Source organism: Streptomyces javensis (genome assembly GCF_039525925.1).
Taxonomy (GTDB): Bacteria; Actinomycetota; Actinomycetes; order Streptomycetales; family Streptomycetaceae; genus Streptomyces; species Streptomyces asiaticus.
In genome coordinates, this window is sequence record NZ_BAAAIF010000001.1 from 379,703 (window position 1) to 404,041 (window position 24,339).

Genomic DNA, 24,339 nt, shown 5'->3' on the forward strand with positions numbered 1-24,339 from the left:
TGCGGTAAGGTATGAGAGCTTGCGAGACAGGTCAAGGGGGCATTTCATGCGGCAGGTGGCGACCGAACCCGCGGGCGAGGAGCTCTCCCTCGCCGAGCGCGCCTATCGCGCCATCCGCGACCGGCTCGTCATGCTCGAGATCCGCCCGGGCGCACCGATCAACGAGGACCAGCTCGCGCAGTCCCTCGGCGTCGGACGCACACCGGTGCGCGAGGCGCTCAAGCGGCTCCAGTACGAGCGCCTGATCACGACCTACCCCCGGCGCGGTACCTTCGCCACCGAAGTCAACATCACCGACCTGGCCCATATCTCCGAGGTGCGCCAGGAGTTGGAGCCCCTGGCCGCCGCCCTGGCCGCGCGGCGCGCCACCACCGCGGACCGTACGACCCTGACGGCCGCCCTGCGGGAGCTGGCGGGCGCGGACTCACCTCAGCGCGACGCCGCCGAGCTGATGCGCCTGGACCTCCAGGTGCACCGCGCGATCTACGCCGCCACGCACAATCCGTACCTGGAGGACACGCTCGTCCGCCACGACAATCTGGCGACCCGCATCTGGTGCCTGTTCATCGACCGCCTGTTCGACATGGCCGGTCACATCGGAGAGCACGGGCCGCTGATCGAGGCGGTCGTCGCCGGTGACGCCGACAAGGCGGCAGAGCTCGCCCACAGCCATGTCGAGGGCTTCGAACGGGCCATTCGCGCCGCGATCTGACACGGGGGCCGAGGGGCGACATCGTCCTCCGGGAGCTGGACGATCGTGAAACGGACACAGCGTTCGACCGGGTTACAGCGGGGACGGTCCGGCCCCGGGCATGCAGCCCCGAGGCCGGTCCCGGCACACCGATAGCCTTGGCCGCTATGACGCGCGCTTGGATCCTGCCGATACTCCTCGTGCTCTGCGGCGTAGCCCTCGCCACCGGGCTGGCCTCCAGCGGAGACCCCGGCACAGCCGTATCGGTCCTGCTGGTGTTCGTCCTGCTCGCAGGCGTGAACTCGCCACTGATCTTCCCCAGGTCGATCAGCGCACCGGAGGCACAACGACGCAGCGCGGCAGACGGCCGTCCGGTCGTCTTCTGGCGACCGGGCTGCGCGTTCTGCATCCGTCTGCGCATCCGCCTGGGCCGCGGCGCCCGCCAGGCGCACTGGGTCAACATCTGGCGCGACCCGGCCGGAGCGGCAACGGTCAGGGCGGCCAACGACGGCAACGAGACCGTGCCGACCGTCGTCGTGGCGGGCCGGCCGCACACCAACCCCGACCCCGCATGGGTACGCGAACAGCTCTCCCGCTCCGCGTGACGGCGAGCGGTCCCTCCGTCGGACCGTGGCCCACCGCGTCCCAGCGATGCGGCTTCAGCCCCTGGGGCGGGTGATCAGGCGGCCGCGGACCTTGCCGTGGCGGAGCCGGTCCAACCCCTGGTTGAGGTCGGCGAAGGGGATCTCCTCCACGACCGGTTCGATCCGGCCGTCCGCGATGAAGCTCAGGACCTGGCGGTATTCGTCCTTGCTGGCGCCGTAGGAGCCGCGGAGCCGCACGCTTTTGTGGATGAGGCTGCCGTTGGAGAAGGTCGTGGTCCTGGTGCCGAGACCGACCAAGACCACGCGGCCGTGGCGGCGTACGGCATCGATCGCGTCGGACGTGGTCGAGCCCACGCCCGCGAAGTCGATGATGGCATCGGGCCGCAGGTCAGCCAGTGCCGCGGTGTCGGTGAAGCATTCGCGGGCGCCCGCCGCGTGGGCGGCCTCGAAGGTGTCGGGGTTGATGTCCACGCCGTAGACCGTGGCCCCCGCGATCACCCCCGTACGGACTCCATTGAGGCCGAGGCCGCCCAGGCCGATGACGGCGATCACCTCGCCCGGTTTGGCCCGGGCCTCGGTGCGGACCGCGTGGTAGGCGGTGACGACGGAGTCCGTGGCGACGGCCGCATGGACGGTGGAGACGTTGTCGGGCAGGGGTACGAGGGTGGAGGCATGGGCGACCAGACGTTCGGCGTAACCGCCGTCGATGCCGATGCCCGGTGCGTAGGACGCCTGGACCTGCGGATGCGCGATGATCGCGACGGCCACGCGATCGCCTGTCGCATAGCCCTCCACGCCTTCGCCGAGGGCGGAGACGGTGCCTGCGACCTCGTGGCCGAATGTGAAGGGCGGGCGGCAGATGGGCTCGATCAGGCCGTCAATCATATGGACGTCGGAGTGGCACAGCCCGGCGGCCTCGACGTCCACCACGACCCAGCCCGGACCGGCCACCGGGTCCGGCAGTTCGGCACTCTCCAGCGGGGCGCCCTGTGCCACGTACCGGAATGCCTTCATCGATTACTCCCAAGGGCTCATTGGCTGAGGAACCGCCGCAGCCTATCGCCGTGTCAGTTTCCCCCTGTGACGGCGCGGTCGGACCAGGGGCTGAGGCGCGGCGGGGGAGTGCGACCACGGTCCGATCCGGAAGTGTGGTCCGTGCTCCGACGACGTGGCGTGTGCGGTGGCGACATCGTTGCCCCATGACCGTCACTTCTCCATCAACCGCCGCGTCACAGGCTCTCTTTCCGGGGCGCTGGGTGGGCGGCGCGTCCCTCGTGGTCGGGCCCCTGCTGGTGCTCACCGGTGTGCTGCTCCGTCTGCGCTTCAGCTTCTTCTTCCCCGCGCAGCTGAGCGCGTACGAACGCCATCCGCATCTCATGACCGCCTCGTACAGCCTTGTCGCGGCGGGGTGGGTGCTGCTCTGGCCGGGAGTGGCGCTCCTGGCCGCCCGGATCGGTGAGCGTTTCCGGGAGCCGGCCGTATGGGGTGGTGTGCTCACCGTCCTGGGCCTGTTCGCCCGGGCGTTTCACGCAGGTGTGGACCACGCCGACTTCCAACTGGTGACCGCCGGTGGCGCGGCGTCGGCGGCCCGCACCGTGAGCGAGACCTATGGCGCTTTCCACGTCTTCAGCGTCCTGAACGCGGCCATCATGGGCGGCTGGATCCTGCTGGCGGTCGGCGCCTACCGCGCACGGGTGCTCGGACCCCTGCGTGCGGCGGCCCTGGGCCTGGTATCGGGGATGCCACTGGGGGTGCTGAAGGGGACGACCGCGTGGTCGGTCGCGGCTGCCGCGGGGCTGTGCGTGGCGCTCGTACCGCTGGGCGTGGCCGCGTGGCGCGCGGGGCCAACTCCGCGGGCGGCCACCGTCGTCGGGAGGCTGGTGCTGGTAGGTGTGGTGGGCGCCGCCATGTTCTGCTTCGGGCAGGCGGGATGAGCGCTCGGTATTGTCGTGCGGTGCGCATCGTGCGGTGGCGCCCGCGGACCGGGCCGCATCTGCTGGCAGTCGACGCCTGTGTGGCGGGCGTGGTGACGGCCGCGTATGTGGCACTGGCCGGGCAGGGCGGGGCCGACGGCCTGCCCCGGTTCTTCGGCCCGGTGTGGGCGGGCTGGCTGGTGGCGGTGGGGGTGGGCGTACCGCCGGCCGTCCGGCGCCTGTGGCCCCTGCCCGCCCTGACGGTGGTGCTGGGCGCCACGGCGGCGGCGACGCTCCTCGACATCACCCGCGACCCCTACGTCTCCACCGCCCTGACCCTCTACGCGGTGGCGCTCCTGGTACCGCCCCGCCGAGCCGTGGCGGCGCTCGCACTGACCCTGGCCGTCTCGGCGGCAGCGGTCATCAGCGGGGAGGCGGTGCTGACCCCGTCCGGCCCATGGCCGGAAGCGGTCGGAACCGCGGCGCTGGTGTGGCTGGTGGTCGGTGGCGCATGGGGCGCGGGCCGTGCCGTACGTGAGCGGCGGGCCCGGGCGGCGCGGCGCGAGCGGCGCCTGGCCGAGGAGGCGCTGGCCGAGGAACGGCTGCGCATCGCCCGGGAGTTGCACGACATCGTCTCGCACAGCCTCAGCGTGATCGTCGTCAAGGCGTCCGTCGCCAACCACGTGGCCGAGGAGCGCCCCGAGGAGGCACGCGACGCCATCGGCGCGATCGAGCGGACCGGCCGGGAGGCGCTGACCGAGATGCGGCGCGCCCTGGGTGTGCTGCGTGGCGACACCGCCACACCGCACCCGCCGGGCGCCGACGCCGTACCGCATCCGTCAGGAGCCGGTTCGGCGCAGATGGCACCCCCGCCCGGACTGGACGACCTGCCCTCCCTGGTCCGGCGCGCCGAGCGGGCGGGCATCCGCGTCAGGCTCCGTACCCGGCTGGCGGCCGACCTCCCCGCGGGGACGGCGCTCACCGTCTACCGCATCGTCCAGGAGGGCCTGACCAACGTCGTCAAGCACGGCGGCGACGGAACGCGCTGCGAGGTCACCGTCACCGCCGACTCGCGCGGCCAGGTGGACATCGGGGTGGCCGACGACGGGGCGGGGAGGACGGCCGTGCCCGGTCGAGGGGAGCTCAGGGGTGGTCACGGACTGGTGGGGATGCGGGAACGGGTGATGATGTACGGGGGGACACTTCGGGCCGGGCCGCGGCCCGGCGGCGGGTTCGCCGTCTCGGCCCGTCTCCCGGCCGAACCCGCGCACGGGACCGTACCGGACCGAAGGGAGCCGACCCCGTGACCGAACCGATCCGGGTCCTGGTCGCCGACGACCAGTCCCTGCTCCGGGGGAGTTTCCGGGTGCTCATCGACACCGCGCCCGGGCTGACCGCGGTGGGTGAGGCCGGCACCGGCGCCGAAGCCGTCGAGAGCACCCGGCGGCTGCGCCCGGACGTGGTGCTCATGGACATCCGGATGCCCGGCATGGACGGGATCGAGGCAACGCGGCACATAGCCCGTTCGCCCGAGACAGCGCGGACCCGCATTCTCATCCTGACCACCTTCGACCTCGACGAGTACGTGTACGGCGCGCTGCGGGCCGGGGCGGCGGGGTTCCTGCTGAAGGACACCTCGCCCGAGGTCCTGCTGACCGGCATCCGCACCGTCGCCGCCGGAGAGTCCCTCCTGGCGCCCTCGGTGACCCGGCGCCTGATCGCCGCGTTCGCCCGCCTTCCCCACGCCTGTCCGGCGCCCGGCTCCTCGCTGGAGAACCTCACGGACCGGGAGCGAGAGGTTCTGCTGCTGGTGGCCCGTGGCCTGTCCAACACCGACATCGCCGAGTACCTCCACCTCAGCCACGGCACCGTCAAAACACATATCGGGCGGCTGCTGAGCAAGCTGGAAGCGCGCGATCGTGCGCAACTGGTCATCAGCGCCTACGAATCAGGACTCGTCACGGCGGCCGGCGGCTCCTGAACTCCTTGATCACCTGACCGTCTCGAGGAGGTGTCATGGGCTGCTCGCGGAGTGCCGCTCGGCCCAGCCGGTCGCGGTCACCACCTCGCGCGCGATGTCCACGACGGCACGCCCGTCCGTCACCACCCGTACGGTCTCCGCGGTGGCTTTCTGGTCCAGCAGCCGCGCCTTGCGAGCGCTGGCTTCCAGTTCCTGCTCGAGCTCGGAGCCGAGTTCGCGGCGCACCAGCCGCTCTTCGACGGTGGCATCGGAGGCGGTGAGCAGAACCCGTATGATCCGTGTCCCCGCTCCCATAGCCCGCTCGAACATTCCCGTGGACTCGGGCAGCACACTCACGGTGTTGGTGTAGATCAGTCGGCGGTAGCCGCGTCGGGCGAAGTTCGCCCACACGGCCGTCAGGTTGCTTTCGGTGATTTCCGAGCAGTGGGGATCTCCCTCCGGGGCCGGGTGGACCTGCCCCATGAAGTCGCCGTCGATGACCGCGTGCGAGACGGCCGCGGCCCGCAGTACGGCCGACACCTCCCACCCCACCGTCGTCTTGCCGACTCCGGCCCGCCCTCCGATGAGCAGTACTTCCGCGTGATCCATGGGGGCAGCCTGCCAGCGCACATCCGGCTGAGGCCATCCGATATCGGCTGGTCATGTATCAGTGGGCTCACGGGGTCTGCTCGCCGCCCGTGAACATGCTGATCAGGCCGTGAGGTGCGTCGTCTCCGTAGAACAACTCGTGAACGCGGATGCCTTCGGTGGCGGCCGCGGCGCTGCGGGGGAACATGGCCCGTTCGTATTCGGCGAGCGCGGTCTCGATGTCGTCGGGGTGCGCGGCGAGGCCCTTGCCGAGTTCGGCGGCGTCGTACATGGCCAGGTTGGCGCCCTCGCCGTTCGGGAGCGAGAGGTGGGCGGCGTCCCCGAGCAGGGTCACCCCCGGCACCCGCGCCCAACGGTGGTCCACGGGCAGGGCGAAGAGGGGGCGTAGCACCGGGGCGGTGTCACCGTCGGCGATCAGGGCGGTGAGCTCCGGTGCCCAGTCGGCGAACTCCTGCCCGATCCGTGCGGTGGCCGCGGCGGAGTCGGTGAAGTCGATGTCCGCGAACCAGGCACGTGGCCGGGCGAGCATCACGTAGGTGTGCACCGTGCCGCCCTTCTCCCGGTGGGCCAGGAATCCCCTGCCCGGCGCGAGCGCGAACAGCGACCCGCCGCCGACCGCTTTAGCCCCGGCCGGGTGGCGGGTGTCGGCGTCGAACAGATGGGTCTCGACGCTCGACATGCCGATGTACTCGGGGATCGCGGCGGACAGCAGTGGCCGGACTCGGGACCACGCGCCGTCCGCGCCGACCAGCAGGCCGGTGGTGACGGTGGCGCCGTCGGCGAAGGTCACCTCATGGCGGCCCTCGCCGAGGGCACGGGCCCCGCTGACCTTGTGCCCCCACCGGACGGTGCCGGTCGGGAGCGAGTCGAGGAGCATCTGCCGCAGCTCGCCGCGCAGCACCTCGGGGCTGCCACCCGTGCCGTCGTCGCCCTTCTCGAACAGGACGGTCCCTTCCTGGTCGAGGACCCGTATCGCCTGGCGGCCCTCCAGCACGAGGCCGCGGAACTCATCCGTCAGACCGGCCGCCTCAAGAGCCGGCTGTCCGCTGTCCTCGTGGACGTCGAGCATCCCGCCCTGCGTGCGCGCCGTAGCGGAAGCCTCCGCTTCGTAGACGGTGGCCGGGATGCCGTGGACGTGCAGGACGCGGGCGAGCGTGAGGCCGCCGAGTCCGGCACCGATGATCGTGACGTCAGTGGTCATGGTGGTTCCTCGCTGTCGCACGCCTGCCGGATGGGCACCCGGCAGGATCGATGTGAAAGGTTCCAGGGCCCGCCGACCGACCACCGACAACGGACCGACAGCCACCGATGTGAGACCGACACCGCGGCTTTTCGACGAGCGCGCCACCTTCGCGACCCCCTCGCCACGCGACGGCCGGGGGCGGTTAGGGTTCCCATCACCCCGGCGCCACTACCGGACGCGTCGGCAGGAATCCAGCCGGGGAATGCGCCCGGGCGGTATCGCGTCGCTCGGCCGACCGCGCACAGTGGGAAGGGCACATCACGATGACGAGCGGTGACGGTGGTTACGGTGGTGGCAGCGGTCACACCGCGGTACTCGACGATCCGGTGGGCGAGTCGCTGCGCGGCCACCACGCGGGTCTGGGGCGCAGGCTCGGCCGGGCCGCCACCTACCTGCCGGGAGTCGCGACCTTCTCCGCGGTACCCGCCGATGCTGACGCGGCGGACTGGGCCGGTCTCGCACGGCTCCTCGGACGGGAGGCGTTCGCCGACATGTTCAGCTGCCAGGCGTCCCCTCCTCCGGACTGGGAGCAGGTTTTCGTCCTCGAAGGCCGGCAGATGATCTGGTCCGGCGGCAGCCGCCCCGATCAGCCTGATGCGGCGAACAGCACCGACGTGGTGGAGCTGGGTGCGGCCGATGTGCCTCAGATGCTCGACCTGGTCGCACGGACCCAACCGGGACCGTTCTGGCCGCGCACCCTCGAACTCGGCACCTACCTTGGCATCCGCGACGGCGGCAGACTGGTGGCCATGGCGGGCGAACGGCTCCGGCCCCCGGGATGGACCGAGATCAGCGCCGTCTGCACGGCCCCCGAGGCACGCGGGCGAGGCCACGCCGCCCGCCTGATCAGCGCCCTCGTCGCGCGCATCCTGGCTCGGAACGAACGCCCCTTCCTGCACGTGGCCGAGACGAACACCGGCGCCATCGCGCTCTACGAACGGCTCGGCTTCGTGAGCCGGACGCCCGTGACGTTTCGCGGCTTCCGCACCCCGTGACGGTACGCCGTGCCGCCACAGCGCCGTATCACGAGGCGGGATCAGGGATCCGGCTCTGCCCGAGGAGGCTCCGAGGGCCCCACTGTCCGGGACAGCTGGCCGATACGAGCGTGCGCGGTATCCGCTTCCGGGTCTGCAACGTGCACGACGGCCTCGTCGACGGCTGCGGTCGGGTCCGGTAGGGGTAACCCCAGGCACCGCCCTGAGGACAGCGCGTCGGCACGTCGGGGGAAAGCCGGATGGGCCGATCCCCGCTCCGCTGGTGAGATGGTCGTCGACCACCGGCTCCGGGGGGAAACCGCCGCGCGCCACAGCCTGCGCGGTCCCTGACCGCGCAGGCGACCCGAACGGAAAAGGGAGCGCCATGCATGTGTCAGGAACGCGTCGGCGGGGCCCACTTGTCCTGGCCGGCCTGGCCACGGTCCTCCTCACCGCATCGATCGGGCCGACGGCGTCGGCGAAACCCCAGCGGGCCGATCCGCTCCAACAGCGGGTGGACGCGGTTTACGGCACCGGGGCCACCGGTGTGTTCGCCGAGGTGACATCGCCGCACACACGCGACAGCGCACGCGCCGGGACGGCCGAGAGGGGCACCGGGAGGCCGATGCCGCACAACGGCAGGTTCCGGATCGGCAGCGCCACCAAGACGTTCACCGCCACGGTCGTGCTGCAACTCGTCGGCGAGGGGCGAATATCCCTGGAGGACACCGTCGAGCGGTGGCTGCCGGGAGTGGTCCGGGGCAACGGCAACGACGGTGGCCGGATCACCGTACGGCAGCTGCTGCAACACACCAGCGGCATCCCTGACGTCACGCCGGAGATACCCGCGATGAACAGCGCGGACGACTATCGAGCCGAGCGGTTCCGCACCTACGCCCCCGAGGAGTTGGTGGGCTTGGCGATGCGGCACCCTCCCAACTTCCCCCCGGGCGCCGACTGGTCGTACTCCAACACCAACTACATTCTCGCCGCCATGATCATCCACAAGGTCACCGGCCGGAGCTGGGCACAGGAGGTGAACGACCGGATCATCCGCCCGCTGGGCCTGGGGGAGACCAGTACGCCCGGCACCTTCCCGTTCATCCTCGGCCCGCACGCCCACGGCTACGCCGCGTTCGCCACCGACACCAGCGTTGACGTCACGACGCTCAACCCGAGTATGGCCGTCGGCTCCGGCTCGATGATCAGCACCACGCAGGACCTGAACCGGTTCTACGCCGCACTGCTCGGCGGCCGTCTGCTGGCTCCGGCGCGGCTCGACGAGATGACGACCACCACGCCCGCGCCCGAGCTGGGCGTGAGGTACGGGCTCGGCCTGGGCGAGATCCCGCTCTCCTGTGGCGGCAGCTACTTCGGTCACCCGGGGGAGCTGCTCGGCTATCACACCTGGGGCGGTGTCACCCGAGACGGGACCCGGACCGCCGTGGTGTACGTCACCGGTGACGGCGACAAGGACACCCAGCACGCCATGAGCACGCTCGTGGACCAGGAACTGTGCCGGACCCGCTCCTAGTGCTCCAGTCTGGTTTCGCGATCTTGTCGCGGCCCCGGCTGGGAACGGGTACGGCCACCGCGTGATCATCGGGAGGCGTGGACTCCTGAAGATCGGTGCGGTGGCATGGTGAGATCGTCGACGACGCTCTCAGAGGACACGATGTCCGGGCTGGGACGTCTGCGGCGGTGCCGACGCGATCCGGCCTTGATGCCGGAGTCTCAGGCCCGGTGGGTCTCTCTCGTTGAGTACGTCGATCTTGCGTACCTCATTGCGCATGTGCGGACCCCACTTGGTGAAGAGCGCCATGACCTTGGGCGAGGCCCACAGCAACCGTCCCGCCGGGTCGGCGATCACCTGCACGTTCATGCCGTGCTTCTTATGTTGCCCGGAGTAGGAGGGTCGGTCGGCGACGATTCGGTCGATCGGCAGCAACGTGCCGTCCAGGATCACGAACGCCTTGCCGGAGGCTGTCCTCACCGTCTCGGCGAGGGCTGGAGCCAGAGCGACCAGGATGTCGACGGCCTCGGCGATGTACCGGTAGGCGGTGGCCAGCCGACGCCATCGTGTCCCTTGCGCAAGACGACGTGCGGTCAACTCGCGGGCGAGGAAGCGCAGAGGGCTCAGGGCCGACTCGGACTCCTTCCGGTGCGCTCAGCTGTGTTCAGCGAGGAGCACTGCCGCCCGGGGACTCTGCGCCCAGAAGCGTGAGCAGCCCGGGGAATCTCCTCTCGATGTCCGCGCGGCGCAGTCGGATGCCCTTGCGGTTGCCGTAGTCGATCTCGTCAATGAGACCTGCCTCGCGCAGGACCCGGAAGTGGTGGGTCTGGGTCTGCTTCGAGATCGGAAGATTGAACGAGTTGCAGCCCCGCTCGCTGTCGCTGCGGTCGGCGGCCAACTCCGTCATCACCGAACGACGGTGCTCGTCGGCGAGGGCGCGGAATACCGCACCCAGATCGAGCGCATCGGCCTCGGGGCCGACCAGGTTCATCCCGGCCACGCGCCACTCCCTTCAGGTACGACTTGCATCGTACCTCAAAGATATGCTCCACTGAGGTACGAAATTGATCGTACCTTGACCCGCTTGCGCTGCCCGGTGTCGACGCCCCCTGAGACCCGGCCCGGCACTCGCCGGGGACCTGGTCATTGACACTCCGTGAGGTCATCGTCATGAAGAAGCCCGAGGTGCTGATAGTCGGCGCCGGAATCGCAGGGCCCGCACTCGCATACTGGCTCTCCCACAATGGATACCGGCCGACGGTCGTCGAACACGCCCGGCAGCTGCGCTCCGGTGGCAGCGCGATCGTCGTGAAGGGGCCCGCGATCCCGGTCGCCGACCGCATGGGCATCCTTCCGCAGCTCCGCGGGCTCGCCACCCGCAATCGGTCGCTGACCCTGCTCGACCCCGGCGGCAGGCGGATCCTGCGACTCCCGCTCACCTCGGACAAGGCTCCGACGGTCGAGGTGACCCGAGCCGACCTGTCCGAGGTGCTCCACCGGTCGGCGCAGACCGAGGCCGAGTTCTTGTTCGACGACACGGTCACCGCTCTCGACCAGGACGAAGGCGGGGTGAACGTCACCTTCCGGCGGTCCGCGCCACGGCGCTTCGACTTGATAGTCGGTGCCGACGGGATGCACTCCACCGTACGGCGCCTGGTATTCGGCCCTGAGCGGCAGTTCGTGAGCGACCTGGGCCTGTACGGCGCGACCGTCCCGCTGGAACCCGACGCCATCGAGGACCCGACCGAGATGACGATGCTGACCGCGCCGAACCGGATGCTGGTCCTCCACCCCTCGCGGACCACTCCGCTCGCGATCTTCACCTTCCGGGCCGCACGGCTAGCGCCCCACGACCGCAAGAACATCGCCCTTCACAAGCAGACCGTGGCCGACGCCTACGCCGACGTGCGGTGGCGGGCACCGGAACTCGTGGCGGCGTTCCTCGACCACCCGGCTCCGTTCTTCGACCCCCTGACCACCGTCCGGATGCCCTCGTGGTCCCGGGGACGGGTCGTACTGCTCGGGGACGCGGCGGCGGCGACAGCCCTGCTGGGCGACGGGTCCAGCATGGCGATGGCGGGCGCGTACGCCCTCGCGGAAGAGCTCGCCGCCCATCCCGGTGATCACACCCGCGCCTTCGCCGCCTACGAGTCGCGGCTCCGCCGTGAGGTAGGCCCGCGGCAGCGACGCGTCGGTCTGCTCTCCAGGCTCATGGTGCCCCGCACCCGGCCCGGCCTCGCGGTGCGCAACGCCGTGGGCCGCGCGGTCGGTCGCACGAAACGGATCAGCTGAGCCCGCAGCCGCGCGGCCCCAGGGGGGAGAGGCTGGACGATACGAGCGGATACGGCTTCACCGTTGTCGGGGAACCGGGGGTGACCTCCGCCGTGTCCGCGGACGTGCGGCAGATGTGGCGCCGGCTGCACGCCGTGGTCGTCCCGGAGACCGGTCCGGCCGTCGACCGCTGGCTGGCCGCCCACTCGGCTGCCGCGGCGATCATCCGTCCGGACCGCTACACCCTCGCGCTGGCCACCGACACGGCGGAACTGGAGCAGGCCACCCGCGACCTGGCGCGGACGGTATCGATACAGGGGGCGGTGGCATGAAGGAGTACGCGGCCGGGATGAGGTGGGGGGAGGGTCCCCGCTGGCAGCGCGGTGCGCTGTGGCTGCGCGCCCGGCGGGGCCCGCGCTGGCGGCCGTGGCGCTGCCGGGAGGCGTGTGGCAGCTCCGGCCGACCGTGCTGATCGCCGCGACCGGCTGTCTCCATGGCGGAAAGCACATCGACCGCCGGGCCGATGTACGCGCCCTGCGCGACGCGCTGCCGACCCTCACGGCGACCGTCGTCGTGGGGGACGCGGCAGGGGCGGTGCCCGGTGCCCTCTCCTGGTCCGCGCTCACCGGGCGCGACCCCGAACTGGCCCCCGTACCGGTCCCGTTCGACCACCCGCTGTGGGCGTTCTCCTCGGACACGACGGGACGGCCGAAGGGCATCGTGCACGGGCACGGCGGGGTCGTGCTCGAGCAGCTCACGACGGCGGGCGGCGGGCGTGAGGATCGTCGCGGTCGAGGAGGCACCGTCACCGAGGAGGCACCGTCACCGTGACGGCCCCGGCATCGGTGAGCACCGTCTCCGGTGAGCTGCCATCGCGGCTGTTGCCCCCCGCCGCACCGAAATCCGCCTCGGCGGCGCCCGCCGCCTCGTCTGACAGGAGACCGTCGACGGTCTTGTGCCGTGGGGCTTTCTGTTCGATGCTGCCGTTTCTTGATGCCTTGAGTTCGGAGTCGCGAATGAGCGCAGAGAGAAACAGATCGAACCATCCGCGCCGTCGTACGGTGCTCGCCGCGGGCGCCCTGGCGGGGTGGGCCGCTTTCAACGCCCAGAAGTCGGCGTTCGCCGCCGACGGCGATCCGTGGGACGCCGCGCCGCGGATCTTCCAGGTGAACCGTGAAGCGGCGCGAGCCCGCCTCGTGCCGTACGCGGGCCCCGCCGACGCGATGCGGGGACGGTTCCAGGATTCCCCGTACTACCGTTCGCTCAACGGAAGCTGGCGCTTTCGATGGTCGCGGAACGCGGACCGGCGGCCCACCGGGTTTCAGGCCCCGGACTTCGACGACAGTGGATGGAACCGCATACCGGTGCCCTCCAACTGGGAGATCGAGGGCTACCCGGAGCCGATCTACCTCAACATCAAGTACCCGTGGATCGGCTATGAGACGCCGAACCCCCCGCAGGTGCCCGAGGACTTCAACCCGGTCGGCTCCTATCGCCGTACCTTCACCGTGCCCGCCGACTGGTCGGGGCGGCGCACCCTGCTGTCGTTCCAGGGGGTGAAGTCGGCGTTCTTCGTGTGGGTGAACGGTGAGCGGGTGGGCTACAGCGAGGACAGCTACACGCCCGCCGAGTTCGACATCACACCGCATGTGCGCAAGGGCCACAACGTCCTCGCGGTGGAAGTCCACCGCTGGTCCGACGGCAGTTGGCTGGAGGACCAGGACATGATCGACCTGTCCGGGATCTTCCGGGACGTCTACCTGTACTCGATCCCCCCGGTCCACGTGCAGGACCTGTTCGTCCACACCGAACTGGACGCCGCCTACCGCGACGCCGCGCTGACCGTCGGCGTCACCGTGCGGAACCGTGGCGGGGACGGCACCGCGGGGCACCGCGTCGCGGCGGACCTCTTCGATGCACGAGGCCACCGGGTGGTCCGCCTCTCGGGTGACGCGGGCGACGGCTCGGCGTCCCTGAAGGGCGATGTGCGGGCTCCCGCGCTGTGGTCCGCCGAGGACCCCAACCTGTACACGCTCGTCGTGACGCTCACCGACGCACGCGGCCGGACGACCGACGTCCACAGCACGCGGATCGGATTCCGGCAGGTGGAGTGCGGGTCAGGACGGTTCACCGTCAACGGCGAGCCGGTGATGTTCCGCGGCACCAACCGCCACGAGAGCGACCCCGAACGGGGCCAGGCCGTCGACGAGGCGCGGATGATCGAGGACATCCGCCTGATGAAGCAGCACAACATCAACGCCGTCCGCACCTCGCACTACCCCAACCACCCGCGCTGGTTGGAACTCTGTGACGAGTACGGACTGTACGTCATCGACGAGGCGAACCTGGAGACGCACGGCGTGCGGGACACGGTGCCCGGTTCCCTGCCGGAGTGGACCGACGCCTGTGTGGATCGGCTGCGGTCCATGGTCGAACGGGACAAGAACCATCCGTGCGTCGTCGTCTGGTCGCTCGGCAACGAGGCGGGGCAGGGAACGAACTTCAAGGTCATGGCCGACTGGGCGCACGCCCGCGACGCCTCGCGCCCGGTGCACTACGAGGGCATGAACTCCGTCGCCGACCTGCACAGCGAGATGTACACCAGCCCCGAAGGCGTGGAGTCCTACGGCAGGTCCGGCAACCAGACCCCCTTCGTGCTGTGCGAGTACAACCACTCGATGGGCAACAGCGGCGGCAACCTCCAGGAGTACTGGGACGTCTTCGAGCGCTATCCCAACCTGCACGGCGCCTTCGTCTGGGACTGGGTCGACCAGGCCATCAGACTGCCGGTGCCGGGCGACTCCCGGCACACGTATCTGTCCTACGGTGGCGACTGGCACGCCGGCTATCCCACGGACGGCAATTTCTGCTGCAACGGACTGGTGGCCGCGGACCGGTCGGTCCACCCCGGGCTGATCGAGTTGAAGAAGTGCTACCAGCCGGTGGGCATCGCGGCCGACGACCTCTCCGGCGGGTCCGGGGGCACCGTGAAGGTCCGCAACAAGCATCTCTTCAGCGGCCTGGACGCCTACACGCTGCGCTGGTCCGTGACCCAGGACGGTGAGACCGTGCAGCACGGCACGCTTCCGGCCCCGGCCGTGGCTCCCGGCAGGGAGGGCGTCGTACGCATCCCGTACCGCAAACCCTCGCCCTCCGAGTCCGGGGGCGAGTACTTTCTGAACCTCTCCTTCCTGCTGCGCGAGCGGACCCGCTGGGCCCCGGCCGGGCACGAGGTCGCCGCCGAGCAACTGGCGCTGGACTGGCGCGCCCCGGCCCCCGGCGAGGCCCCGGTGACCGGCAGGCTGGTGGTCACCGAGACCGCGACCGAGGTCACGGTGAGTGGCCCGGAGGTGGAGGTGGTGGTGTCCAAGTCCTCCGGAACCCTGGCCACGTACACCTGGAAGGGACGGGCCCTGCTCGCCGAGGGACCCGTGCCCAATTTCTGGCGAGGCCCCACGGACAACGACATCGGCCGCGGTTTCCAGAAGACGGCCGCGACCTGGCGGGACGCGGGAAGCAAGCGGACGGTGACCTCCGTGACGGCCTCGCAGCCGGCGCCCGGCGAGGTCGTCGTCGACGTCGCCTGCACGCTGCCCACCTCGCCCAGGACCGCCACCTGGAACACGGCGTTCCGGGTGCGGGCCGACGGTGAGGTGCGGGTGCGCCACACCCTCGACGCCCCGGCCGGGCTGCCGGATCTGCCCGTGGTCGGCGCCCTGCTCACCGTGCCGGAGGGCCACGAACGGCTCGAGTGGTTCGGGCGCGGCCCCCACGAGAACTACCAGGACCGCAAGACGTCCGCGTTCGTGGGGCGGTGGCGCTCCACGGTCGATCAGCAGGTTGCCCCGTACGTACGGCCCCAGCAGACGGGGAACCAGACGGACGTCCGCCGACTGTCGCTGACCGACCGCTCCGGCGAGGGTCTGACCGTCGTCGCCGACCCCGCCGAGAGCGAGCCGCTGCTGGAGACCAGCGCCCTGCACTTCACGCCGTCGGACCTGGACGCCCCCAGGCACCCGTATCAGCTGAGGCGTCGCGACGAGACGATCCTGCTCGTCAACCACCGCCAGATGGGCGTCGGCGGCATCGACTCCTGGGGCGCGGCCCCGCTGGAGAAGTACCTGTTGCACTCCGGGCGCACCTACAGCTACGCCTACCGGTTGCGTCCCGCCTCCGCCTGACGGACCCATGCGGCTCTCAGCAGCCGCCCCGGGCCCGGTCGTCCAGCACGACCGGGCCCGCTGCGCGGGGTCTGCGGCGGGCCCCGGGTCGCGGTGTTGACGAACTCGGCCGTGGCGGCGGGGTCGCGCCAAGACCGGGACACACTTGACGGAGTCCTGCTAGAACGGCATGTGACCCCGGGCACGCCGCCCGGCGGAGCCGCTGCGGCCCACTGCCTTGGAACTGCTGCGGAAGGGTTTGCTGAGGATCCGTCCCAGGAGGCCGGGCGCCTTGCCGCCGACGCGTGATCCGGCGCCCAGAGTGCGTTGGGTGCCGCGTTCGGGGTGCCGGGACAGGCGTGGGACCAGGAAGGCCAGCACGGCCAGGACGACACAGATGCCAACAATGGCGAAGATCATGGCGAAGTACTCCCAGTGTGAGGTGTTTCTGCCGGGTACCCCGCGGCTCCGGCCGCATGCCGCGGCGGCTGAGGGGCTACGACGTGACCGTGCCACTGGCGGGCTGCTCGTCGTCTTCTGCGCCTCGTGGTGGGTTACTGAGTTGTTCGCGCAGGTAGTTCCAGATCATGGAGATCAGCGCGGCGACCGGTACGGCCAGCAGGCTGCCCACGATTCCGGCGAGGCTGCTGCCCAGCGTGACCGCCAGCAGGATGACCGCGGCGTGGAGACCGAGGCCGCGGCTCTGGATCATGGGCTGGAACACATTGCCCTCCAGCTGCTGCACCACGACGATGATGGCCAGCGCGATCAGCGCGTCCGTGAAGCCGTTGGACACCAGCGCGATGAGCACCGCGACCGCGCCCGCGAACAGGGCTCCCACGATGGGGACGAACGCGGAGATGAAGGTCAGGACCGCCAGGGGCAGCACCAGTGGTACTCCCAGGGCCCACAGCCCGAGCCCGATGAGGACGGCGTCGAGCAGGCCGACCAGCGCCTGGGAGCGCACGAAGGCGCCGAGGGTGTCCCAGCCGCGTGCGGCCACGGTGGGGATGTCGGTGGCGAGCCGGCCGGGCAGCTGGCGGGTGAGCCAGGGCAGGAACCGTGGGCCGTCCTTGAGGAAGAAGAACATCAGCAACAGCGCCAGGACGGTGGTGATCAGGCCGTCGACCACGGTGCTCACCCCGGTGACGACCGTGGTGACGATGCTGCCGGTGCTGCTCTGGAGCCGGGCGGCCGCGGTGTCGGAGGCCTTCGCGATCTGGGCGTCGCCGATGTTCAGCGGTGGACCGGCGGCCCATTGGCGTACCTGGTGGATGCCTTCGGTGACACCGTCGGTCAGTTCGCCGGACTGGGAGGCCACCGGTACGGCGATCAGCGCCACGATACCCGTGGCGACCAGGAGGAACAGCACGGTCACGACCGAGGCGGCCAGCGCTGGAGGCCACCCGCGCCCGCGCAAGAAGCGGGCCGGGGGCCAGGTCAGGGTCGTGAGGAGCAGGCCGAGGACAAGTGGCCAGAGGACCGGCCACATCCGGCCCAGAGCCCATAGGACCACCGCCGCCATGGCGAGGATCAGAAGCAGCTCGAGGGAGATTCGCGCTGACAGGCGGAGCGCGGCGCGGGTTCTCGTCGGATTCAACGTGGCAGGCATGCGCCCACCGGTACCCCGTTCGTGCCGTGCTATCGCAGCTGACCGGGGCGGGGCTTGTGGGCGAACACCCATCGGTTGCCCGCCAGTGCGTCGTTGTGCTCGGGGCGCGGGCCGCGTCCGTGCCGGCGGGTGTAGTCGAAGGGGGTCCGGACGGTTGTGGTCCAGCCCTTGCCCGCGAGGTCACCCGCGGAGTCGGGGCGTGGTTCCCGGCTGAAGAGGTCGAGCAGGTCGATGCCGATCTGGTGTTTCGTCGCGGTGTAGAGGGGGCTGTCGCGGTATGCGAGCAAGTCCTTGTCGAGTTTGACCTCGAACGCCAGTGTGCTTCCGCCCGCGCTCAGCCGGTCCACCGTGTGGATGAGATTCGTCTCGGAGGTGTTGGGCAGGTAGAACAGCAGCCCTTCGGCGAGCCAGGCGGTCGGTGCGGCCGCGTCGAAGCCCGCGTCGGTCAGTGCCGCGGCCCAGTCGGCGCGCAGGTCGAGGGGGATCGGTACGCGGGCCGCTTTCGGGGTGGTCGGCAGTCCGCCGAGCACCTTGTGCTTGAACTCCAGCACGCCTTCCCGGTCGATCTCGAAGATCACACAGCCGGGAGGCCAGTCGAGCCGGAACGCCCGTGAATCCAGCCCCGCCCCGAGCAGCACCACTTGGCGTGCTCCTCCCGCCCGCACCGACTGGAGGAGGAAGTCGTCGAGGACCCTGGTCCGCAGGCCGAAGTAGCGGGCGAAGCGCCCCCACAGCGGGTTCGCGTCCCCGTCCGCGACCTCATGTATGCGCACCGGCCAGTCCGCGGAGGCCGGTGCGGCGTGGACGAAGTGTTCCGCGTAGACGTCCTGTGCCAGGCTGTCGTGGCGGTGGGTCTCGATCGCCCGGGCCGCGGCGACCATGAGAGCGGTCAGACCGACACCCCCTTCCACGCCTTCCACACCGGTGTTGTGATGCGCAGTGTCGGTCATGGGTCCTCCCTTGGCCCCGCGGGAATCAGGACGGGTTTGACCACGCGGCCCGCGTCGCAGTCGCGTTCGGCTTGGTTGATGTCGGCGAGGGGGTAGGTGCGGATCAGCTGGTCGAAGGGGAACCGCCCGGCCTGCCAGAGCCCGGTCAGCCGCGGGATCAGCAGCCCGGGGACCGCGTCCCCTTCGCAGATGTGGGAGATCCTCCGGCCCCGGTCCAAGGTCCCCGGTTCGAGCGGCAGTGGGGTGTGGAGGCGTGCTACGAGGCCGAGGTGGCCGGTCGGGCGCAGGGCGCGGAGGGCGTTGTTGATCAGCTGGGGGGAGCCCGTGGTGTCCAGTGCGTAGTGTGTGCCGCCGTCGGTCAGTTGCCGGATGCGGTCGGGCAGGGCGGGCAGGTCGCCCGATGCGGCGTGCAGTGGGATTGCGTGGAGCCGCTCGGCGAGGGCCAGCCGCTCGGGGTGCCGGTCGACGGCCACGGTCACGGCTCCGGCGGCGGTGGCGGCCATCACCGCGGCCAGGCCGACCGCTCCGGCGCCGTAGACCGCGATGGTGTCGCCGGGGCCGGCACCGAAGGAGTGGAAGACCGCTCCGGCGCCCGTGAGGAAGGAGCAGCCGAGCGGGCCGAGGAGTTCGACGGGCAGCGTGGGATCGACCCGGACGGCGTTGCGGGCCGGGACCATCGCGTATTCGGCGAAGGAGGACTGGCCGAACCAGCGGGGGGCCAGTGCGCCTCCGTCCGCGTCGGTGAACCGCGCCGCGTGTTCCTCGCGTCCTCCGAAGAGATTGAGCGTGGCGAAGGAGTCGCAGTAGGCGGGGGCCGCGCCCATGCAGTTCCGGCAGTGTCCGCAGGAGTCGAAGCTCAGCACGACGTGGTCGCCGGTGCTCAGGCCGGTGTCCGGGCCGCCTGTCTCCACGACGACTCCGGCCCCTTCGTGGCCGAGCACCGCGGGCAGTGGTGAGCGGCCGGCCGAGCGCCGCACCGCGAGATCGGTCCGGCACATCCCGCAGCCCGCGATCTTCACCAGGACCTCGCCGTCGCCCGGCCCCGCGTGCAGCATCACCTCCTCGAGGGTGAACCGGCTCTCGTAGGAGCGCAGTACCGCCGCGGCGAACCTCATCCGCGCACCTCGACCGGACGGTGTACGACGAACGGGCTGAGATTGCATCCGCCACGGGTCCCGGGCAGGCGAGGGGACGGGCTGGTCGGCATACCGGCGGTCAGCTTGCGGTGGCGACGGACGCCGCGGATTCCCGGGCGTGCCGGTCCATCTCCGCCCGGAAGGCCGCCACCAGCCGCGGCTGGATCCTTCCGGTGTCGCGGTCGCCGCCTTCGCAGACGGCGCCGCGCACCCCCACGATGTCGGTGCCGATGTGGGTGAGGGCGGCGAGGTCCGCGGCTTTGACGCTGCCCGCGAGGGCGGCGCGCAGACCGGCCTCATGGGCCTGCCGGACGAACTCCGCGCAGAGGTCGGGCGGAACGTGGTCGAACAGCCGTGTCCCGTCCTTGATCGCGGTGTCGAGCATGGCCGCGTCACAGCCGGAGCGGCGGGCGATGTCGGGCAGCGCGAGCGGGTTGACGCAGCCGATGCGGTGGGCGTCGGCGTAGCCGGAGGCGACGACGAACGCGTCCGGCCGGTAGTCCTTCACCGCCCGGACGGCCCCGCGCATGACATCGATGGCCTGTGCGGGCGTCGTGCATCCGTAGAGGCCGACCTTGATGTAAGTGGCTCCGGAGACCGCCGCGCCCAGCGCCGCCTGGGCCACTGTGCCGGGCTTGTAGGGGACGTCTCCCACGGTGGCGGAGACCGGCTTGTCCGCCGGGACCGTGTCGCGGATCTGCCGGATGACCCAGGGGAAGTTCGCGCCGAGCGAGCCCTCGTCGGGCTTCTTGACGTCGACGATGTCGAGGTGTTCCGCCGCCTTCGCGCAGTCGAGGGCCTCCTCGACGCTGTCCGGGGAGATGAGAAGCAACAACGTGGCTTCCTTCCACCGCATACCACCTGCCCACGGGGCAGCCATGCGGAGTCGTGTGGATCACGCGCGGTCCGTTCATCATTGCCGCGTCCCGCGGCCCACGGCAGGGCGCGCGGAGTCCGGACGGGGCGTTGTCATGACTCTCCGCGCCCCCGGCGCGCCGTCCACGCCGGTGGCCGGTGCGGCGATGGAGACTATGCGCTCTGCGCCGATTGCCGAATGATCAGGTCGGTCAGCAGGGCCAGCGGAGGCCAGCCGTCGCGGCCCCGGCGGGCGACGGCGAAGGCGCGCAAGGCAACGTCCGGCGCGGTGAGCGGCACCAGCCGGACGCCGGGCAACGTGGAGGTGCCCATCGGCAGCAGACCTACGCCCATTCCTGCCGCGATCATGCCCTGTACGAGGTCGAGGCTGTCCGCCTGGTGGGTGAGGTGGGGGGTGAAACCGGCCATGGAGGCCAGCGTCCGGATGACGGTCTCGTCACCGGGGTTGCGCGAGTTGCCGATCCAGTCCGCCGTGCGGAACCAGCGGAAGACCTCCGGGGCGCCCGGTACTGAGGGGCGGGCGGCGTGGTCGGGAATGCCCAGACCCCAGGGGGCGGTCCACAGCGGGGTGATCACGACCGCGGGGTCCGGCTCGGCCGGTGCCAGGTTGTAGTCGTAGATGAGCGCGAGGTCGGCCTCGTCGTTCGCCAGCAACTGGAGGGCCTCGGCGGGTTCGTGCTCACGGACCAGGATGCTGAGCTGAGGATGGCTCGCCGACAAGTTGCCGATGATGGGCAGCAGTTGGGCTCGGATGGCCGTGGCGAAGCCTGCCACGCGCACCGTGCCGGTCGGCGGGGCGTCGGGGCTCAAGTCCCGCTGTGCGGCCTCGACCGCCGCAAGGATCGTCACGGCGTGTTCCGCCAGCCGGCGGCCCGCCGGTGTGAGCCTGACCCTGCGCCCATGCGGCTCGATCAGCGCCGTGCCCATCTCCTGGGCCAAGGCGGCGACCTGCTGGGACACGGTCGAGGTGGTCGTGCCGGTGGCCTCGGCCACGGCGCGCATCGAGCCTCGACGGGCCAGCTCGGCCAGCATGTGCAGGCGGCGTGTTTCCATCCCTCCATTGTCCATGAATCCCGAACGAATCATTCGGGATCGGCACGTGGACGTGAACGGTGTCAAGGCTCTCTACTGGAGCCCATGAACGCTCCCGAACCGCCCGAGGCTCTTCCTTCCCGCCACTCGCGCCATGCCGGCGGCGGTTTCCTCATGGCCGCCACCGCGATGTGTACCGTGCAGCTCGGATCGGCTCTGACGGTTCCGTTGTTCGGACAGCTCGGCGCGCTGGGGACCGCGGGGCTGCGCCTGGGCTGGGCGGGGCTGATCCTGCTGGTCGCCATCCGCCCCCGGCCGAGTGATTTCAGCTCCCGGGATCTTCTCGCCTGCATGGTGCTCGGTCTCGTGACCGCCGGAATGATGGTCTTCTTCATGCAGGCGATCGCCCGTCTCCCGCTGGGAACGGCGAGCGCGCTGGAATTCCTGGGACCGCTCACGGTCTCCCTCTTCGGGCCGAGGAAGGGACGCCTGATCTGGGCGGCCGCGGCGGCGACGGGCGTCGTGCTGCTGACCGAGCCCTGGCACGGCGGCGCCGACCTCCTGGGGGTGGGGAGCGCGCTGCTCGCCGCGGGATGCTGGGCCGCGTACATTCTGCTGACCCAACGGGTCGGTGATCGTGTCACCGGCCTGAAAGGACTGGCCGTCTCCATGCCGGTCGCCGCGGTGGCGGGGCTGGCCATCGCCGCCCCGGACCTCGCCGACCGCCTCACCTGGGCACCGCTGTGGACCATGCTGGCTCTGGCGGTGCTCAGCCCCGTCATCCCCTTCGCCCTCGAGTTCCTCGCCCTGCGGCATCTGACCACGTCCGCGTTCGGCACGCTGATGAGCCTCGAGCCCGCCATCGCCCTCATGGTCGGTCTGCTCGTCCTCGGCCAGCGTCCCGGTACGGCCGCGACACTCGGCCTGGTTCTCGTGGTCGTGGCCAGCGTCGGCGCCACCCGTGCCGGTGTCCGTCCCCCGGCATCCTCCAAAGAGGCACCGGCTTCCCGGTATGAGCCCGGCCGGGAGCCCGTACGACGCGATCAGGTGTCATCGAACGTGGCAAGCTGACGTGTCGCAACCGGCCGATAGAGGTCCTGCTGTCGCCGGGGACAGCACGCTGAAGATCTCACGCTTCGCTTGGAGGGGACCATGTCCACACCCATCGGCATGCCCGCCGATCCGGCGTTGAGCCATCGAGCCATCGAGAACTTGATCGCACGCTACGCCGAACTCGTGGACGACGGCGATTTCGCGGGACTCGGCACGCTTCTCGCCGACGCCACCTTCATGGGCAGTGGCGAGCCGGCCAGCGGGCGCGAGGCGATCGAGAAGATGTTCAAGGACACTCTGATCGTCTACGCCGACGGCACGCCGCGAACCCACCACGTCACCACCAATGTCGCCATCGAGGTCGATGAGCAAGCGAACACGGCGGTCTCGCGTTCGTACGTCACCGTGTTCCAGGCGCTGCCCGACCTGCCGCTGCAACCCATCGCCGCCGGTCGCTACCACGACCGCTTCGAGCGCCGTGACGGGCGGTGGCGCTTCACAGAGCGACGGGTCCGCATCAACCTGATCGGCGATGTGAGTCGCCATGCGCAGCAGGCCGCCGCACGGGGGTAGCCGTTCCCGGGGGAGGAGGCCCCGCCGGTCGGACCGGCGGGGCCCCCACCGTCTCAGATCATGAGCAGCAGCCGCGTGTGCGGTGTCAGCTTCCGGTTCACGCTGGTGCTCTGCACGAATATCGTGAAGTCGTCGTTGTGATCCGGCTTGACGCGAACTTCCGTGTCCGGCAGGCCGAGCAGGGATCGGGCCTCCGGTCCCGTGTACACCCGGTCCGTCTTCTTCTCCAGCACCGCTATCTGCTTCCGCGCCTGGATTTTCTCCGACTTGCTCAGCTGATAGAACGCACAGCCGGTACGGAAGGTGTGCCCGCATTCGATGACCCATTCCCGGATCGCCGCTTCGCGGGCCACCGGAATCAGCTGGTATTTCGACGGGTCCACCGGGGTGAGGCCGGCTGCCTTGATGGTGTCCTTGTTGACCGCCTCCGCACCCGTGGAGAACACCGCCCGCGATCCCCGGATGCCCTGGGTGCGGCCCACCATAAAGTTCTCGGTGGCCTGCTGGATAACCTGCCCTGCCTCCTCCAGACCCTGCGTGCTCGTGGCGTCCCAGATGGCGATGTTGTCCTTCGGGAAGCCGCACTGCATGGCCTCGCGCTTGCCCATCTGGTCCGGCACCAGGACGGCCAGCGTCCAGTTGTCCTCTTGCGTCTCCATCAGCTTGGCCACGGCCCGCACCAGTTCACGCGGGTTCTTGGTGGGGGCATCCGGGCAGCGGTGACTCGCGTTCTCCTGGCCGTCGGTCAGCACGAACGTCAGGAAGCTGTGGTCGCCGTAGAGTTGAGCGGTCTGCGCCAGCTCCCGCTGCGACGTGAGTGTGGCCGCCAGCAGAGCCGTCATTCCACCGACCCGGTAAAGCTGCTTCAGGGACGGCATCCGCAGCACGTCCTTGTCGTAGATGACGCACTCCACCTTGTCGGCGAAGACGTAGACCGTAACGCGGGTTTCCTGGTCCAGTTCCTTCGATCGGCGGGCCAGATACGCAATCTGCTGGTCGGCGACTTCGACGACCTTTCCGCGCAGGTGTGACATGGACGAACTGGCGTCCAGCACAAGAGCAACGTGATTGATGTAGTTCTGGTCTCCGGACATGCCGCGCCCCCTCTTTTTCCTTCTCGACGTTCCTACCTTCTCACCCACCACTGACAATCGATCTTGGACTCCGA

The 24,339-nt window shown here is 70.4% G+C and carries 24 protein-coding genes and 1 pseudogene; 13 read left to right on the top strand and 12 right to left on the bottom strand.

Annotated features, from left to right (window positions below):
- Positions 1 to 46 precede the first annotated feature (46 nt).
- Together ABD329_RS01675 and ABD329_RS01680 are read left to right on the top strand one after the other, a co-directional pair.
- Entirely contained in the window at positions 47 to 712 is a 666-nt protein-coding gene (locus ABD329_RS01675) for a GntR family transcriptional regulator (RefSeq protein ID WP_198280009.1), read from the top strand.
- 146 nt (positions 713 to 858) lie between these two features.
- Positions 859 to 1,296, top strand: coding sequence for a glutaredoxin domain-containing protein (locus tag ABD329_RS01680; RefSeq protein ID WP_198280010.1), 438 nt, complete (start codon positions 859 to 861; stop codon positions 1,294 to 1,296).
- Positions 1,297 to 1,350: 54 nt separating this feature from the next.
- Here the strand turns inward: ABD329_RS01680 and ABD329_RS01685 are convergent, their stop codons facing one another.
- Positions 1,351 to 2,310 carry a zinc-binding dehydrogenase gene (locus tag ABD329_RS01685; protein WP_198280011.1) on the bottom strand — a complete coding sequence of 320 codons (960 nt, stop codon included), beginning with the start codon at positions 2,308 to 2,310 and terminating at the stop codon, positions 1,351 to 1,353.
- 185 nt (positions 2,311 to 2,495) lie between these two features.
- Between ABD329_RS01685 and ABD329_RS01690 the strand changes: the two genes are divergently transcribed.
- From ABD329_RS01690 to ABD329_RS01700, 3 genes are read left to right on the top strand one after another with little or no spacing between them, the layout of a single operon-like run.
- A complete protein-coding gene (locus ABD329_RS01690) occupies positions 2,496 to 3,230 on the top strand; it encodes a hypothetical protein (protein ID WP_198280012.1) in 735 nt (244 codons plus the stop codon).
- A gap of 20 nt (positions 3,231 to 3,250) precedes the next feature.
- Complete coding sequence (locus ABD329_RS01695) at positions 3,251 to 4,516, top strand: sensor histidine kinase (RefSeq protein ID WP_344315798.1); 1,266 nt, start codon at positions 3,251 to 3,253, stop codon at positions 4,514 to 4,516.
- Positions 4,513 to 5,190: a response regulator gene (locus ABD329_RS01700; RefSeq protein WP_198275185.1), complete on the top strand. Its 678-nt coding sequence runs from the start codon at positions 4,513 to 4,515 to the stop codon at positions 5,188 to 5,190. Before ABD329_RS01695 ends, ABD329_RS01700 begins: the two co-directional genes overlap by 4 nt.
- 33 nt (positions 5,191 to 5,223) lie before the next feature.
- On the opposite strand, the gene ABD329_RS01705 is transcribed toward ABD329_RS01700, so the two are convergent.
- Both ABD329_RS01705 and ABD329_RS01710 read right to left on the bottom strand, forming a co-directional pair.
- On the bottom strand, positions 5,224 to 5,778 hold the full coding sequence (locus ABD329_RS01705; protein WP_198275184.1) for an AAA family ATPase: 555 nt from the start codon (positions 5,776 to 5,778) through the stop codon (positions 5,224 to 5,226).
- 67 nt (positions 5,779 to 5,845) lie between these two features.
- Positions 5,846 to 6,979, bottom strand: coding sequence for an FAD-dependent oxidoreductase (locus ABD329_RS01710; RefSeq protein WP_198275183.1), 1,134 nt, complete (start codon positions 6,977 to 6,979; stop codon positions 5,846 to 5,848).
- 305 nt (positions 6,980 to 7,284) lie between these two features.
- Here ABD329_RS01710 and ABD329_RS01715 point away from each other — a divergent pair, with 305 nt between their 5' ends.
- Both ABD329_RS01715 and ABD329_RS01720 read left to right on the top strand, forming a co-directional pair.
- Positions 7,285 to 8,016 (top strand): GNAT family N-acetyltransferase, encoded by a 732-nt coding sequence (locus ABD329_RS01715; protein WP_198275182.1) that lies wholly within the window; start codon positions 7,285 to 7,287, stop codon positions 8,014 to 8,016.
- A 364-nt stretch (positions 8,017 to 8,380) separates the two neighbouring features.
- Positions 8,381 to 9,529, top strand: coding sequence for a serine hydrolase domain-containing protein (locus tag ABD329_RS01720; RefSeq protein WP_198275181.1), 1,149 nt, complete (start codon positions 8,381 to 8,383; stop codon positions 9,527 to 9,529).
- 259 nt (positions 9,530 to 9,788) lie between these two features.
- Here the strand turns inward: ABD329_RS01720 and ABD329_RS01725 are convergent.
- Both ABD329_RS01725 and ABD329_RS01730 read right to left on the bottom strand, forming a co-directional pair.
- Positions 9,789 to 10,166 (bottom strand): annotated as a pseudogene (locus ABD329_RS01725) (transposase family protein); the annotation flags it as partial.
- Between the two features lie 6 nt (positions 10,167 to 10,172).
- On the bottom strand, positions 10,173 to 10,508 hold the full coding sequence (locus ABD329_RS01730) for an ArsR/SmtB family transcription factor (RefSeq protein WP_198275180.1): 336 nt from the start codon (positions 10,506 to 10,508) through the stop codon (positions 10,173 to 10,175).
- Positions 10,509 to 10,678: 170 nt separating this feature from the next.
- Between ABD329_RS01730 and ABD329_RS01735 the strand changes: the two genes are divergently transcribed.
- From ABD329_RS01735 to lacZ, 4 genes are all read left to right on the top strand, one after another.
- Positions 10,679 to 11,800 carry an FAD-dependent monooxygenase gene (locus tag ABD329_RS01735; protein ID WP_198275179.1) on the top strand — a complete coding sequence of 374 codons (1,122 nt, stop codon included), beginning with the start codon at positions 10,679 to 10,681 and terminating at the stop codon, positions 11,798 to 11,800.
- Between the two features lie 80 nt (positions 11,801 to 11,880).
- Complete coding sequence (locus tag ABD329_RS01740; RefSeq protein WP_198275178.1) at positions 11,881 to 12,111, top strand: hypothetical protein; 231 nt, start codon at positions 11,881 to 11,883, stop codon at positions 12,109 to 12,111.
- 58 nt (positions 12,112 to 12,169) lie between these two features.
- The gene (locus ABD329_RS01745) at positions 12,170 to 12,610 is read left to right on the top strand and encodes a hypothetical protein (RefSeq protein WP_198275177.1); all 441 of its coding nucleotides are present in this window, start codon (positions 12,170 to 12,172) and stop codon (positions 12,608 to 12,610) included.
- A gap of 185 nt (positions 12,611 to 12,795) precedes the next feature.
- Positions 12,796 to 15,960: a beta-galactosidase, LacZ type gene (lacZ, locus tag ABD329_RS01750; RefSeq protein ID WP_198275176.1), complete on the top strand. Its 3,165-nt coding sequence runs from the start codon at positions 12,796 to 12,798 to the stop codon at positions 15,958 to 15,960.
- A gap of 159 nt (positions 15,961 to 16,119) precedes the next feature.
- On the opposite strand, the gene ABD329_RS01755 is transcribed toward lacZ, so the two are convergent.
- From ABD329_RS01755 to ABD329_RS01780, 6 genes are all read right to left on the bottom strand, one after another.
- Positions 16,120 to 16,359, bottom strand: coding sequence for a DUF6411 family protein (locus tag ABD329_RS01755; protein WP_198275175.1), 240 nt, complete (start codon positions 16,357 to 16,359; stop codon positions 16,120 to 16,122).
- A 76-nt stretch (positions 16,360 to 16,435) separates the two neighbouring features.
- Positions 16,436 to 17,551, bottom strand: a complete 1,116-nt coding sequence (locus ABD329_RS01760; protein WP_198275174.1) for an AI-2E family transporter — start codon at positions 17,549 to 17,551, stop codon at positions 16,436 to 16,438.
- 29 nt (positions 17,552 to 17,580) lie between these two features.
- Entirely contained in the window at positions 17,581 to 18,501 is a 921-nt protein-coding gene (locus ABD329_RS01765; RefSeq protein ID WP_198275173.1) for a class I SAM-dependent methyltransferase, read from the bottom strand.
- Positions 18,498 to 19,616, bottom strand: coding sequence for an NAD(P)-dependent alcohol dehydrogenase (locus ABD329_RS01770; protein ID WP_198275172.1), 1,119 nt, complete (start codon positions 19,614 to 19,616; stop codon positions 18,498 to 18,500). Before ABD329_RS01770 ends, ABD329_RS01765 begins: the two co-directional genes overlap by 4 nt.
- A 100-nt stretch (positions 19,617 to 19,716) precedes the next feature.
- Positions 19,717 to 20,472, bottom strand: a complete 756-nt coding sequence (locus ABD329_RS01775; protein ID WP_198275171.1) for a (5-formylfuran-3-yl)methyl phosphate synthase — start codon at positions 20,470 to 20,472, stop codon at positions 19,717 to 19,719.
- Between the two features lie 194 nt (positions 20,473 to 20,666).
- Entirely contained in the window at positions 20,667 to 21,566 is a 900-nt protein-coding gene (locus tag ABD329_RS01780; protein WP_198275170.1) for a LysR family transcriptional regulator, read from the bottom strand.
- 84 nt (positions 21,567 to 21,650) lie between these two features.
- On the opposite strand from ABD329_RS01780, the gene ABD329_RS01785 reads away from it, so the two are divergent.
- The gene (locus ABD329_RS01785) at positions 21,651 to 22,616 is read left to right on the top strand and encodes an EamA family transporter (RefSeq protein WP_246618140.1); all 966 of its coding nucleotides are present in this window, start codon (positions 21,651 to 21,653) and stop codon (positions 22,614 to 22,616) included.
- Positions 22,617 to 22,697: 81 nt separating this feature from the next.
- Entirely contained in the window at positions 22,698 to 23,171 is a 474-nt protein-coding gene (locus ABD329_RS01790) for a nuclear transport factor 2 family protein (RefSeq protein ID WP_198275169.1), read from the top strand.
- Between the two features lie 53 nt (positions 23,172 to 23,224).
- Here ABD329_RS01790 and ABD329_RS01795 read toward each other — a convergent pair whose 3' ends face one another.
- Positions 23,225 to 24,265, bottom strand: coding sequence for a vWA domain-containing protein (locus ABD329_RS01795; protein WP_198275168.1), 1,041 nt, complete (start codon positions 24,263 to 24,265; stop codon positions 23,225 to 23,227).
- Positions 24,266 to 24,339: the final 74 nt, after the last annotated feature.